The organism is Streptomyces sp. NPDC052079 (assembly GCF_040680275.1).
Classification (GTDB): Bacteria; Actinomycetota; Actinomycetes; order Streptomycetales; family Streptomycetaceae; genus Streptomyces.
The window spans coordinates 1-13,747 of record NZ_JBFAWL010000019.1; the positions used below are offsets into that span (position 1 = coordinate 1).

Annotated in this window: 12 protein-coding genes; 5 read left to right on the forward strand and 7 right to left on the reverse strand. The window is 70.8% G+C overall.

The annotated features are described in order from the left end of the window. Window positions 1–222 precede the first annotated feature (222 nt). Window positions 223–765 (forward strand): DoxX family protein, encoded by a 543-nt coding sequence (locus tag AB0L56_RS24075; protein WP_361033781.1) that lies wholly within the window; start codon window positions 223–225, stop codon window positions 763–765. Window positions 766–794: 29 nt separating this feature from the next. On the opposite strand, the gene AB0L56_RS24080 is transcribed toward AB0L56_RS24075, so the two are convergent. From AB0L56_RS24080 to AB0L56_RS24105, 6 genes are read right to left on the reverse strand one after another with little or no spacing between them, the layout of a single operon-like run. Then, window positions 795–1,754 carry a formylglycine-generating enzyme family protein gene (locus AB0L56_RS24080; RefSeq protein ID WP_365426215.1) on the reverse strand — a complete coding sequence of 320 codons (960 nt, stop codon included), beginning with the start codon at window positions 1,752–1,754 and terminating at the stop codon, window positions 795–797. Beyond that, a complete protein-coding gene (locus AB0L56_RS24085) occupies window positions 1,747–3,288 on the reverse strand; it encodes a sulfatase-like hydrolase/transferase (RefSeq protein WP_365426218.1) in 1,542 nt (513 codons plus the stop codon). Before AB0L56_RS24085 ends, AB0L56_RS24080 begins: the two co-directional genes overlap by 8 nt. Continuing rightward, window positions 3,285–4,286 (reverse strand): aliphatic sulfonate ABC transporter substrate-binding protein, encoded by a 1,002-nt coding sequence (locus AB0L56_RS24090; protein ID WP_365426221.1) that lies wholly within the window; start codon window positions 4,284–4,286, stop codon window positions 3,285–3,287. Before AB0L56_RS24090 ends, AB0L56_RS24085 begins: the two co-directional genes overlap by 4 nt. 20 nt (window positions 4,287–4,306) lie before the next feature. Further along, on the reverse strand, window positions 4,307–5,116 hold the full coding sequence (locus AB0L56_RS24095) for an ABC transporter ATP-binding protein (protein WP_365426224.1): 810 nt from the start codon (window positions 5,114–5,116) through the stop codon (window positions 4,307–4,309). Then, complete coding sequence (locus tag AB0L56_RS24100) at window positions 5,113–5,985, reverse strand: ABC transporter permease (protein WP_365426227.1); 873 nt, start codon at window positions 5,983–5,985, stop codon at window positions 5,113–5,115. The genes AB0L56_RS24095 and AB0L56_RS24100 overlap by 4 nt, the downstream gene beginning before the upstream one ends. Then, entirely contained in the window at window positions 5,972–7,237 is a 1,266-nt protein-coding gene (locus AB0L56_RS24105; protein ID WP_365426230.1) for an ROK family transcriptional regulator, read from the reverse strand. The genes AB0L56_RS24100 and AB0L56_RS24105 overlap by 14 nt, the downstream gene beginning before the upstream one ends. Window positions 7,238–7,476: 239 nt before the next feature. On the opposite strand from AB0L56_RS24105, the gene AB0L56_RS24110 reads away from it, so the two are divergent. The 4 genes from AB0L56_RS24110 (at window position 7,477) to AB0L56_RS24125 (ending at window position 12,796) form a co-directional block, all read left to right on the forward strand. Beyond that, window positions 7,477–8,823 (forward strand): family 43 glycosylhydrolase, encoded by a 1,347-nt coding sequence (locus AB0L56_RS24110; RefSeq protein ID WP_365426233.1) that lies wholly within the window; start codon window positions 7,477–7,479, stop codon window positions 8,821–8,823. A gap of 108 nt (window positions 8,824–8,931) precedes the next feature. After that, the gene (locus AB0L56_RS24115) at window positions 8,932–10,815 is read left to right on the forward strand and encodes a TerD family protein (protein WP_365426236.1); all 1,884 of its coding nucleotides are present in this window, start codon (window positions 8,932–8,934) and stop codon (window positions 10,813–10,815) included. Between the two features lie 85 nt (window positions 10,816–10,900). Further along, entirely contained in the window at window positions 10,901–12,451 is a 1,551-nt protein-coding gene (locus AB0L56_RS24120) for an MFS transporter (RefSeq protein WP_361033754.1), read from the forward strand. A 12-nt stretch (window positions 12,452–12,463) separates the two neighbouring features. After that, complete coding sequence (locus tag AB0L56_RS24125) at window positions 12,464–12,796, forward strand: putative quinol monooxygenase (RefSeq protein WP_361033751.1); 333 nt, start codon at window positions 12,464–12,466, stop codon at window positions 12,794–12,796. 30 nt (window positions 12,797–12,826) lie between these two features. On the opposite strand, the gene AB0L56_RS24130 is transcribed toward AB0L56_RS24125, so the two are convergent. Further along, window positions 12,827–13,702 carry an endonuclease/exonuclease/phosphatase family protein gene (locus AB0L56_RS24130; protein ID WP_365426241.1) on the reverse strand — a complete coding sequence of 292 codons (876 nt, stop codon included), beginning with the start codon at window positions 13,700–13,702 and terminating at the stop codon, window positions 12,827–12,829. Window positions 13,703–13,747 lie beyond the last annotated feature (45 nt).

Consider the following 13,747-nt stretch of genomic DNA (forward strand, 5'->3'; position numbering starts at 1 on the left):
GGGAGTCCTCCCGGACGGGGCGGTCGTCGGTGAAGCAGGAACCCCAGCGGGCGACCGCTGGAATCCCTCGCCTTTAGGCGGGGGAGGAAGTCAAGCCGTCAGCCTCGTGCCGGCCGCCGGGTCCCGCCACCGGCGTCACCCGAACGGCGACCGGCAGCGGGCCCGGTCCGGGGCGGGGGTGCGACGGTGGACGGGCCAAGCCACCGCTCCCGGGGAGACGATGTGACCTGTTACGACCGAAGCGACCTGGGTCTGCTGCTGCTCCGGCTGGGGACGGGCGGGGTGCTCGCGGCGCACGGCGCGCAGAAGCTGTTCGGCTGGTTCGGCGGTGGGGGCATCGAGGGCACCGGCCAGTTCATGGAGTCCGTCGGTTACGCGCCCGGCAGGACGAGCGCCACGCTGGCGGGCCTCGCCGAGGCCGGCGGCGGCACCCTGCTGGCGCTGGGCCTAGCCACCCCGGCCGCGGGCGCCGCCGCGGCCGGTGCGATGGCGGGCGCGTCCGCCGTGCACGCGCCCAACGGCTTCTTCAACCAGGAGGGCGGCTTCGAGTACGCCGCGTCCCTGGGCCTGACCGCCGCAGGTCTCGCCGTCACCGGGCCCGGCCGGCTCTCCCTGGACCACGCCCTCGGCCATGCGGCCAACCAGAACTGGATGATCCCCGTGGCGTTCGGCGCGGTGGCGGCGGCGACGGCGGTGATAGTGGGGGCCCGCAACCGCCGGTTGCGGAAGGCCAGGGAGGGTGAGCAGGAGGCGTTGTTCGAGTAGGTGCCCGGTGCGGGTGGTGCGGGCACGCACTACCGCTCCCCGCCGTCGTTGGCGCAACGGAAGCCGAGGTTGGCCGACGAGGAGTCGGGGGTGTTGGCCGAACGGGCGGCGACCCGGTAGCGGTTGCAGTAGGAGTCGTGGCACAGGTACGAGCCGCCGCGCATCACTCGTGCCGTTCCGGTGTCCGGGCCGCGCGGGTCCCGTGGGGCGGACTCGGCGTAGTAGGAGGGCGAGAACCAGTCGGCACACCACTCCCACACGTTGCCGGCGGTGTTCCACAGGCCGAAGCCGTTGGGACGGTAGGACTTGACGGGAGCCGTGGTCAGATAGCCGTCCTCGGCGGTGTTGGTGTGGGGAAAGCGTCCCTGCCAGATGTTGCAGCGCCATCTGCCGTCGGGGGTGAGGTTGTCGCCCCAGGCGTAGCGGCGGCCGGACAGTCCTCCGCGGGCCGCGTACTCCCATTCCGCCTCGGTGGGCAGGCGCTTGCCCGCCCACCGTGCGTAGGCGGTCGCGTCGTTCCACGAGACGTGGACGACCGGGTGGTTCTGCCGGGCGGTGATGTCGGAACGGGCGCCTTCGGGGCGGCGCCAGTGAGCACCCCGGACGTTGATCCACCAGGGGGTTGTGGCGGCGTGACCGAGGATGTCGGCCGAGGGGGCGGCGACCACGAGGTGGAAGACCGCCGAGGAGCCGTACCGCTCGGCGTCGGTGACATAGCCGGTGGCCTTGACGAAGGCGGCGAACCGCGCGTTGGTGACGGCGGTCTCGTCGATGTGGAAGGGCTTGAGACGGACCGGGTGGACGGGCGTCTCCCCGTCGGCGGGGTACCCCTCGCCGAAGGCGTCCCCCATGGCGAACTCGCCGCCGGACAGCGCAACCTGACCCCGTGTGGAGCGCTCGCGAGGGGCGGCGGCCGTCACCGCCGGGTGCGGGCCGGCGGTGACTGGCGTGTCCGCCGGGGTGCAGCAGGAACGGTGGCCGTCAGTCATGGGTCCGGTACGTGGACTCGTCGAGACCGCTCAGGGTGGGGTCGTGGGCCACCTCGCCGACCTCGTACATCGATGTCATCCAGTGGTGGAAGTTGTCGCCGCGCTCGCGCAGTACGTCGTACAGGCGGCGCATCATCCGTCTGCGGACCTCGGCCCGTTCGGGGTGGGCGTAGACGTTCTGCAGTTCGTCCGGGTCGGTCACCAGGTCGTACAGCTCGTTGACCGAGTCGGGGTTGACTACGAGCTTGTACCGGTCCTCGCGCAGCATGCGCTGCGGGTAGGGGAAGTGGTGGCCGTGGAACTCGCAGACGATGTCGTCCTCCCAGTCCGCGGGTTCCCCGTGCACGAGAGGCAGCAGGCTGCGCGAGTCCACCGCGGGCTTCGGGTCGATGCCCGCCAGCTCCAGGATGGTGGCGGTGCAGTCGAGCAGGCTGACGAACTCGGAGCGCACCACGCCGGGCGGGGCGCCCGGGACGCGGAGGAGTCCCGGCGTGCGGTAGATGTCCTCGTACATCGCCGGGCCCTTGTCGTGCAGCCGGTGCGAGCCGGTGAACTCGCCGTGGTCACAGGTGAAGAAGACGGCGGTGTCGTCCACCAGGCCCAGCCGTTCCATGGCCTCCATGACGCGGCCGATCTGCCTGTCGATCAGCGCCACATAGCCCCAGTAGACGGCGATGAGCTTGCGGGTCGTCTCGATCGGCATGGTGTCGAAGGTCCAGTGAGCGCTGTAGTTGCGCTGGACCGGCGGCTTGTCGTGGAAGGTCTCGGCGATCGAGCGCGGCAGTTCCACGTCGGCGGGGTCGACGAGGTCGAAGTACTCGTCGGGGAGGATGTACGGCAGGTGCGGACCGAAGAAGTGCAGCGCCAGGAAGAAGGGCTGCTCGCGTTCGCGGGAGTCCGCGGCGTACTTCTCGAGCTGTTCGATGGCACGGGTGGCCAGGTAGTGCTCGAAGGTGGCCTCGACCGGCTGGTGCAGCCGTGCGGCGAGCAGGTTGCCGGGGCCGCCGTTGGGCAGGGTGCCGCGGATCCGGTCGCTGATCCGGTACGGCGGCAGACCGTGCTCGGCGAGATGGGCGAGGTAGTCCGGGTGGTCGACGGGGTTGTGCCAGCCGGGCAGTTCGGGGCCGTCGAAGCCGTGGTCCGCCGCCGTCCGCCGGGTGCCGGCGTGCCACTTGCCGATGAGGCCGCAGTTGTAGCCGTGCTCCCTCAGTGCCCGGGAAAAGGTGAACTGGTCGTCGGTCAGGTCCTCGAGGTAGCCGACGTTGCGTTCGTGGTTGGCGAGCACCTTGTGCCGGAAGGGCGCCTGGCCGGTCAGCAGACTGGCCCGGGCGGGGGTGCAGATCGCGGTGGGGGTGTACCAGCGGTCGAAGCGGGTCCCCGTGGCGGCGAGTTCGTCGAGGACCGGGGTGTGCGCCAGGGCGTTGCCGTAGGCGCCGAGGGTGTCCGCCCGGTGCTGGTCGGTCATGAGGAAGAGGATGTTCTTCCGGGAGGTGCCGGGCGTGCTGCCGGCGCCGTTGGTGCTGGACTGGGTCACTGGCCTGCTCCGATGAAGAGGTCGCCGGTGTAGTAGGTCTTGGGGTCGACGGGCTTCTTCAGCTTCCCCGTCTCGACGAAGTAGTCGTTCATGCCCGTCAGCCACTTGGCGATGGTGCCGTCCTCGGTCAGCGCGTCGATCTCGTCGACGCTGAGCACCTTGTTGTTGGCGGCGTCGGCCTCGACCTGGTCCACGGGGAGTTTCAGCTTCTCGGCGGTGAGTTCGATGGCCTCCTCGGTGTGGGAGGAACGGAACTCGATGGCCTCGCGCAGGACGGCGAGGACCTTCTCGACCTTCTCCGGGTTGTCGGACACCAGCTTGTTGCCGGCCACGAAGGCGGTGGGGAAGGAGACGTCGTTCTCGAAGTCGCTGTTCTTGGCGAGTTCCCGCATGTCGGGAACCTGCTTCTTGATGGTGGCCGCGGCGGGGTACCAGAAGCCCGCCCCGTCGACCTGCTTCGAGGAGAAGGCGGACACGATGGTGGACGGGTCCATGGGCACGACCTTCACATCGCTCTTGGTCATCCCCGCCTTCTTCAGGGCGAGCGTGAGGATCATGTCGCCGGAGGTGCCTTCGGGGACGGCGACGGTCTTGCCCTTGAGCTGCTTCATCGAGGTGATACCCGGCTGGGCGAGGACCCGGTCGGAGTTGCCGAGGGTGTTGATGGCGACGACCTTGGCCTGCCCCGAGGCGGGGAGCCACATGGCGCCCGGGCCGATGTAGCCGAAGTCGAGATTGCCGGTTCCGAGGGCCTGGATCTGCAGAGGGCCGTTGGTGAAGACCTTGGTCTCCGGGGTCAGCCCGTGCTTCTTCCACAGCCCCTTGGCTTCGGCTATGGCGATCAGGCTGGCACCGTTGAAGTCGTTGATGTAGCCGAACCGCACCGTGTCGCCCGAGCTTCCGGAGGACGAGTCGCCCCCGCACGCGGTCAGCAGGGCCATCACGGACAGGCTGGCGAGGGCGGCGGAGAAGGTTCTGCGGGTGAGGGTGGATGGCATGGCGGGGTGTCCCTTCCTGGTCATGGTGTCGAGGCGTGGGCGGCGGAAGAGACGGCGGTGCGGCCTTCCTGGTGGTAGACGGAGTGCCACACCCGGTTGCGCAGTGCGGCGAACTCGGCGCTGAGGCGGAACTCCTCGTTGCGTTCGACGGCGTCGACCTCGATGACGTCGTAGACGCGCCCGGGCCGGGCGGCCATGACGATCACCCGGTTGGCCAGGAATACGGCCTCGTCGACGTCGTGGGTGATGAACAGCACCGTGCGCTTGTCCTGGCTCCATGTCTGCAGCAGCTGTTCCTGGAGCTTGACCCGGGTCAGCGCGTCGAGGGCGCCGAATGGTTCGTCCATCAGCAGGATCAAGGGATCCACGGCGTAGGCACGGGCGATGGCGCAGCGTTGGCGCATGCCTCCGGACAGCGTCTTGGGCAGGGCGTCGGCGAAACGTTCCAGCCCCACGAGTTCGATGAAGTGCTGGGCCCGGCTGCGGCGTTCGCCCTTGGGCACGCCGGTCGTCCGCAGCCCGAACTCGACGTTCTGGCGCACGGTCAGCCAGGGGAAGAGCGCGTACTGCTGGAAGATCACGCCACGCTCGGGTCCGGGCCCGGACACGGGAGCGCCGTCCACCAGGGCACGCCCCGCCGTGGGTGTCTCCAGCCCGGCGAGGATGTTCATCAGGGTGCTCTTGCCGCACCCCGAGGGGCCGACGACGGTGACGAACTCGTTGTCCGCGATGTCGATCGACACGTCGTCGAGGGCGGTGAAGGTGTCACGGCCGAGGGCGAAGGTCTTGGTGACGCCCTGGACGGATATCTTGGCCGGCTTGCTGGTCATCGGCGTTCCTGCCATCCGGTGAGCTTGCGTTCCGCGAGGAGGAGGACCCGGTCCATGAGCAGACCCAGAATCCCGATCGAGATGAGCCCGACGAAGATCGTCGGGAGGTCGTAGTAGAGCTGGGCGTTCTGCATGCGGTATCCGAGCCCCTCCTGGGCGGCGATGAGCTCCGCGGCGACGAGGGTCGCCCACGCCGAGCCGAGACCGACCCGCATGCCGACGAGGATGAACGGCGTGGAGGCGGGCACCACCACGCGGGCGAAGATCGTCGCGTCCTTGGCGCCGAGGACCCGCGCGGCGTTGATCATGGTGCGGTCGACGTTGACCACCCCCTGGAAGGTCGAGATCACGCACGCCAGGAACGCGGCGAGGAAGATGACGAAGATCTTCGGTGTCTCGTCGATGCCCATGGCGACCACGGCCAGCGGGATGATCGCCAGCGGCGGAATGGTGCGGAAGAACTGGATCCAGGGCTCGATCAGGCCGCGCGCGATGCCGTACCAGCCCATGAGGAACCCGATCGGGATGGCCACGGCCGTGCCGAGGCCGAAGCCGATGAGGACGCGGGTCAGGCTGGCGAGGGCGTCGTCGGCGAGCGTCCCGTCGCCGATCAGCGTCCCGGCCCGCTCCACGACCTCCGGCGGGGTCGGCAGTTTGAATCCGGCGGCGGCCAGGGCCCACCAGATGCCGATGCCCAGCACGACGGACGCGGCGTTCAGGAGCAGGGGGAACCCGCTCCGGCCGGAGGACCGCCCGCGCTCCGGCGCGGTCTTGTCGTCGTCCGGGGAGCCGGAGCCGGCCGGCTCCCCGGACGTCTTTTCGGGTACGGGGTGTGGCGGTCGGGCGCCCCGCTTGTCAAGGACGGACATGCGCCGCTCCTTCGGTGTCGGTGGTGCGGGCATGACTGCCGGCCCGCACGTCGGCGGTTTCGGGATACCTCGCCAGGAGGGGGGAACTGTGGAAGACCGCGGCGAGGGCACCGATGGCGCCGTCGTCGTCCGAGAGCCGGGCCGCCTCGACGACGGGACCGGCCGACGCGGTCGGGAAGAGATCGGCGGCGAGGGTGGCGGCGACCTGCTCCACGACGACGGGCGCCAGCCGGGCGATCTCGCCGCCGATGACGACCTTCGCCGGGTTGAGCGTCATCGTCGCCGCCCCGACCACGCGTCCCACCGCGGCGGCCGCCTCCCGCAGCACCCGCTCGGCGACGGGGTGCGAGCGGGTGACGGCGGCGGCCAGCTCGTCCAGGTTCTCCAGCGGAAGGCCGAACTCCCAGCAGGCGGCGAGGATCGCGGGGACCGAGGCCACGGTCTCCAGACAGCCGCGCTTGCCGCACCGGCACGGCCGGCCCGCCGGTTCGACGGTCACATGCCCCAGCTCGCCGGCCAGCCCGGACGAGCCGGTCACCAGCTGGCCGCCGACGACGAGCCCGCCGCCGACGCCGTCCGACAGACGGACGTACACCAGGTCGGCGATGCTGTCAGCGCCGCTGATCGCCTCGGCCAGTGCGGCCAGCCGCGTGTTGTTGTCCACGATCACCGGTGCGTCGAAGCGCGCGGCGAAGGCCAGGTCGACGCCTTCCGGGGCCGGGCGCAGCGCCGTGCCCGCCGAGGTGGCGCGGGGCCAGGCCGCCGCCTCCGGGGCGGGGTAGGGGCCGGGCACGCCGATGCCGATGCCCTGGAGGGCTCCGTAGTGGACGCCGGCCTCGGTGGTGAGCCGCTCGACCAGTCCGAGGGCCAGGTCGGTGCGCTGCTGCCAGGGCGTGGTGTCGTCGTAGCGTACGGAACCCGACGCCATGATGTCGTGCGAGGCGTCGGCCACGACGACGTTGACCCGACGGTGACCGAAGTCGACGCCCATGAACTGCGCCGACGCCGGGTCGAGCGCCAGCCGTTCGGCCGGCCGGCCGCTGCCCTCGCGCTTCGAGGCATCGGTGTCCACGACGACGATCGCGCCCCGTTGCAACAGGCTTCCGGTGATCTCGGACAGGGTGGTCCGGGACAGTCCCACGACCCGTGCGATCTCGCCGCGGCTCATGGCGCCGTTCTCCTGCAGCGCTCGCAGGACGCGTTCCTCATGGGTCCGTCTGACAAGCGCATGCACTCCGCTGGGCATCTGCATGCCGGTCAAGGTAGGTACGCCGCATTATTCCGTCAACACTCCGACAGAAAGATGCGCCGAAGCCGGGAGGAAGCCTGGTCAGTGAACCCCTGCGACAACCTGTCATCTTGCATTTTCGTCCGCGGTGTTGACGTAAATGCTCCGGCGTTCGCATGCTGTGCGGCATCCCCCCGTCATCGCAGCTTCCCGAGAGCTGCCGTCGAGTCATGGGCGGGAACCACGAAGGAGAGCACCTGGCGATGAGCGATGCCCCGAACCGAATGCACCGACGATCCCTCCTCGCCGGCGCCGCCGGCCTGGGAGCGGCGGCCGCCCTGCCCGCCGCCACCGCGCAGGCGGCCGGCCCCGCACCGGCCCTCGCCCCGCCGTCGCGGCGCCACCCGGCCAACTGGCCCGACCCCGAGCCCTACGGCCTCGCGGACACCCGGCTGGATCTGTGGCCGCGCGAGGACAACTCCTTCGTGCTGCCGCTGGAGTTGCGCCCCCGCGACCGGGAGCTCGGCCGGGTCTGGATGCGGGACACGTACGTCAACTGCTTCGTCGTGGACGGCCGTCCGCTGTACGTGGCCACGGGCACCACGCGCGTGCCCGGACTGGAGGCGGCCGGCCCCTGGAACGACGGCCTCTTCGTGTGGGTGTCCCGCTCCCTCGAGGGGCCGTGGGGACTGGCCGACACGACCCGCATCCGGCCCGACGCCGAGAAGGGAAAGGTGTGGTCACCCGAGTTCGTCGGGGAGAACCGGCCCGGGCGGACCGTGGTCGCGCCCTGGCAGGAGTACTGGCACGACGAACGGTTCGGCAAGCGCGGCAACGTGTGGGCGCCGGAGGTGCACCACTTCAGGGGCAAGTGGTACATCGTCGCGTGCATGGGCGACCACTCCCGCAAGGTCGGGTCGTTCATGCTCGTGAGCGAGGGCGGGGTCGAGGGCCCGTACCGGCTGGTCGAGGGCAACATCGACAAACCGTTCGGCGACTCGTTCATCGGCGGGCCCGCCTTCATCGAGCCCGGCGCCTACCACCACATCGACGGCGGCCTCTACAGCGAGGGCGACGACGCCTGGCTCGTCCTGCACAACGACCTGTACGCCAAGTTCCGGGAGGACATGGAGGACATCGTCACCACGACGGACCTGCCGAGATTCCGGCAGACGCCCTACTCGCCCGAGCCGTACCTCGAAGGGGCCTACGTCTTCAAGCACAAGAGCAAGTACTACCTGCTCCACGCCGCGTGGGACCGCACGTCGGTGAACGCCTACGGAACCACGCGCAACGCCTACGACCCGCCGGGACCCGGCCGGGTGCAGTACCAGTACGACGTGATCGTCGCGGTCGCCGACCACTTCGAAGGACCGTACTCCGAGCGGTGGACGGCAGGTGTCGGCGCCGGCCACAACAACTTCTTCAGGGACCACGACGGCCACCTGTGGGCGACGTTCTTCCGCAACCCGGCCGCCGGCCACTGGAAGGACCCGGTGCGCATCGGCGACGCCGCGGTACCCGGTGTCGTACGCCTGGAATGGACCGGGCCGTCGGACAGCCATCTGTACGTGCAGCGACGCAAACCCGGGCGCGGGTCCGGTTCTTGACGCGGTTTCTCCCGGCGCACGGTACGCAGGACGCTGTGCGCCGGGAGGAATACGGAGGAAACGGTAACCAACTTGAAGATGAGCGGACATCACACCATCCTGTCCGCCATGACTCTCCTGTCCCCCGCTTCCGACTCGGCCGGCCTGCGCGACTACGCCTTCGAATGGGCGCTGGTGGATGTGGAGACCTCCGGTCTGGTCCCGCGGCGGGACCGGGTGCTGTCCGTGGCCGTGCTGACGCTGGGCCCGGACGGAGAACAGACCGGTGAGTTCTCGACGCTGCTCGATCCGGGCTGTGATCCGGGGCCGGTCCATGTGCACGGACTGACGCCCGAGCGACTGCGCGGCGCGCCGGCCTTCGAGCAGGTGGCGGACCGGATCGGCGCCCTGCTGCGGGACCGGGTGTTCGTGGCCCACAACGCGCAGTTCGACTACGACTTCCTGGCCCACGAGTTCGCCCGGGCGGGCCTGGTGCTGCCGGTCGCCCGGCGGCTGTGCACCCTGACCCTGAACCGTCGCATCGATCCCCCGACGGACGGCCTCACCCTGGGCACGCTCGCCGCGCACTACGGCGTCGAGCAGACTCAGGCGCACGACGCGCTCGACGACGCCCGGGTGCTGTCGGGCGTCCTGCGGGGCTCGCTGCGTCAGGCGGCGCTGCTCGATCTGCCCCTGCCTCTTGTGGCCTGTCCGCCGCGGCAGGACCCGCGGTTCGCGCCGAAGCCGCCGAAGGCACCGTGCGCGTACCGCAACCCGGGGCGGGCGGCGCCCGGCGGGCCGCTGGTGCAGGGGATGAAGATCGCCGTCACCGGATCCACCCGGACCCCGCGCGCCGAACTGGTGGCCGGAGCGGCGGCTGCGGGGCTCAACGTGGTGTCGTCGGTGAGCCGGCACACCAGCGCCCTGGTCACCAATGACGGCGCCTCGGGCTCGGCAAAGGCCCGGCGCGCCCGGGCCGAGGGTGTGCCGCTGTTCGACGAGGACACCTTCCTGCGCCTGCTGGACGACGTACGGCCCGGCACTCCGCACGAGGAGGGCGCCGCCGTCCCGGCCGGGGCTTCGGGTGTGCCCGCGCCGCGTGTCCCGCAGGAGCCCGCCGCCGGCTGCCCGGCACCCGCGGACCCGCCGGGGACGGCGGAGCTCCCGGCCACCGAACCCACGGCCGCCCGTACGCGGGCCCGCGCGCCGGGCGGTCCGCTCAAGGGGCGGCGGGTGCTCGCCCTCGGCGGCACGCATGCCGCCGCGGTGGCCGTACGGGCCCGCATCGTCGAGCTGGGGGCCGCGGCCGCCATCAATCTGTCCGCCAGTGTCACCGACGTCGTCGTCCTCGACGGGGGCCGGGGTGATCGCCGTATGGCCCGCATCGCCTCCCTGGAACTGCCGGTGCACGAGGCGGACTGGCTCACCGATCCCGTCGGCGCGGGGCAGCCGGGCACGCCCGGGCGAGCCGACGCGGTACGCGTGCTGCCGCGCGGCGGAGTCGTCGACCTGCCCCGGACGACGGGTCCCGGCGCGGCCCACTGGACCGTCACCGCGACCTGGGCGCAGCAGGCGTCGTCCGAGATCGACGTCGTGGCGTTCATCGTGGACGAGGACGAGCAGGTCCCCTACGACGACGACTTCGTCTTCTACGGCGCCCCGGAGAATCCCGCGGGCACGGTGCGTCTGCTGAGCGACGGGCCCACCGAGCAGACCGTCAGCATGGACCTCGCCACGCTCCCGCCCGGCGCACGCAAGATCGTCATCGCCGCCGCCATCGACGGCGCCCTCACCTTCGGTGACATCGGCGCCGTCCACATCAGCTCCGGTCCGGGGACGGGTGCGGCGCCCCTCGTCCAGGCCACCCTCGACGCGGCGACCACCGAACGTTCGATGCTGCTCGCCGAGGTCTACCGGCGCGGTCCCCTGTGGCGGCTGCGTGCGGTCGGGCAGGGGTACGACCACGGTCTCGACGCGCTCGCCCGCGCGTACGGAGTCGACGTCGCCGACTGACCGGCGCCGCTCGCGATGCCCGAGTGGTGGGGGCCCGGATGCGCGCGTACGGTCGAACGGTGGACTCCCGAAAGGGCGACCCGGTATGACCAGCGGTCCGCGATCGGCCTCCGCCCGGCAGCACACCGGCCGTGCCGGCGGGGGCGGGAACGCGATGGCCCTGCTGGTCATCGCCTCGTGTCAGCTGATGGTGGTGCTGGACATCACCATCGTGAACATCGCCCTGCCGCACATCCAGCGTTCGCTGGACTTCTCGACCACCAGCCTGTCCTGGGTGGTCAACGCCTACACCCTCACCTTCGGCGGCCTGTTGCTGCTGGGCGGCCGGGCCGGCGACATCCTCGGCAGACGGCGCGTGTTCGTCTTCGGGGTGCTGCTCTTCGTGGTGGCCTCCCTGCTCGGCGGGCTCGCCCAGAACTCCGGCCAACTCCTGGCCGCCCGCGCGCTCCAGGGCATGGGAGGCGCGATCGCCTCGCCGACGTCCCTGGCGCTGATCAGCACCACCTTCCGTGAAGGACCGGAACGCAACCGGGCGTTCGGCGTCTTCGCCGCGGTGTCGGCGGGCGGCGGCGCCATCGGTCTGCTCGCCGGCGGCATCCTCGTCGAGTGGCTGAACTGGCGGTGGGTGCTCTTCGTCAACGTCCCGATCGGGCTGCTCATCGTCCTGGCGACACCGCGCTGGATCAAGGAGTCCGAACGCCATCCGGGCCGCTTCGACTTCACCGGCGCCCTCACCTCCACGGTGGGCATGGTGCTGCTGGTCTACGGGTTCATCCGGGCCGCCCAGGACGGCTGGCGGGACGCCCTGACCCTTGCTTCGTTCGCCGCGGCCGTCATCGTCCTGGCGAGCTTCGTCCTGGTCGAGAGAAGGTCCCGTCAGCCCATCACTCCGCTGCACATGTTCCGGGACCGGAACCGCGCGGGCACCTACGGCATCATGCTGTGCCTGGCGGCGGCGATGTTCGGCATGTTCTTCTTCCTGACCCTCTTCGTGCAGAACGTGCTGGACTTCAGCCCACTCCAGGCCGGACTCGCCTTCCTGCCGGTCAGCGCGGTCATCGCGATCGGCGCGGGGCTGGCCTCGCGGTTCCTGCCCGTGTACGGGCCGAAACCCTTCATGGTGGTGGGCGGCCTTCTCGCGGCGGCGGGGCTCGCCTGGCTGACCCTGACCGACGTCCACTCCACCTACGCGGGCAGCGTTCTCGGTCCCATGCTGGTCTTCAGCCTCGGCATGGGCATGGAGTTCGTCTCGCTGACGCTCATGGCGCTGTCCAACGTCCGCGTCCAGGAGACCGGCGCCGCGTCCGGCCTGCTCAACGCCACCCAGCAGGTCGGCGGCTCGCTCGGCCTGTCCATCCTGGTCACGATGTACGGCACGGCCAGCCGCAACGAGGCGGAGGAACAGGTACCGCTCTTCCTGCAGCAGGCCACCCCCGCCGAACGCCTGCGCTTCCAGCGCACCGGGGAACTGCCGGGGCCCTGGGGCGACCAGGTCCTCACCTCGGGGGTCTCGGCCGCGTTCATCATGGCGGCGATCTTCGCCGCGCTCGCCGCGCTGATCGCCGTGGTGGCCATCCAGGTCCGGCCCTCCGACCTGGAACGCCTCCAGGGCAGCACGGAACCGGGACCGGGATGAGAGAGTGGTGCGATGATCTTCATTACCGCCAAGTTCCGAGTACGCCCCGAGTACGCCGACCAGTGGCCGCGGATCGCCGCGGACTTCACCGCGGCGACCCGCGAGGAGCCGGGCTGCCTGTGGTTCGAGTGGTCCCGCAGTCTGGACGATCCGACGGAGTACGTCCTGGTCGAGGCCTTCCGCGACGACGAGGCGGGGGCCGCCCATGTGCAGTCCGAACACTTCCGGACCGCACAGCGGACGCTGCCGCCCCATCTGGCCGAGACCCCCCGGATCGTGAACATGTCGATCCCGCAGGACGACTGGTCGGAGCTGGGCGAGATGAGCGTGGACCGGAAGGAGTGATACGGACGGGGTGACAAGGGTGATACGCCGTCAGCGTCCGCGCCGGTGAACCCTCAGGTCCGCGACCACGGGCCGGTGGTCGGACGCCTCGGTCGCCACCGTACGGGCACCGGCCACCCCGACGTCGGGCGAGACGGTGACCAGGTCGATGCGCTTCACCGGGTCGGCCGCCGGAAAGGTGCCACCACCGCCGGGCGCGGCGTCCCGCAGTGTCCGCCACAGCGGCGCCAACTCGGGTGCCGTCGCCTCGGCGTTGAAGTCTCCGACGAGGATCCTGGGACCGCGGTCGGCGGCCAGCACGTCGAGCATGTCCGCCACCTGGGCCGCACGGATCGACGGGTCGGCCCGGTAGTCCAGGTGCGTGGAGTAGACGTGCACCCGCGCACCCCGGACGTTGACCACCACCTCGGCGAAACCGGGCGCCGGGGCCGGCACCGGGTCAGGTGTCTGGGTGGAGAGCCGGGTTATCTCGTGGTTGTCGGCGTGGAGCACCGGATGGCGGCTCAGCACGGCGACGCCGAACTGCCGGCGCTCGCCGTCCTCGCCGGCCGGTTCCAGGTCGTAGATCGGTGCGAAGAACACGCGCATGCGCAGCTTCTCGGCGAGGGCACGGGCCTCGTCCACGAAAGCGCTCCGGGCGCCCCAGTGCACGTCGACCTCCTGGAGACCGATCACATCGGCGTGCAGATCGCGCAGCGCGGCGGCGGTGCGGTCGAGGTCGAAGACCTGGTCCTGACCGGCCCCGGCGTGGATGTTGTACGTCGCCACCCGCAGCGGGACGGCCGGGGCGCGGGAATCGGGGGCGTCGTCGTCCGCTGCCGCCGGCGCCGTCGCGGTGAACAGGACGGCGGCGAGCACGGCGGCGACACGGCCGGTGCGGACAGGGCGTCGGAATCTGGGCGTCATGCCTTCTCCAGGTCGCGTAGGGGTGGGACCGGTTCCGAACCCCGT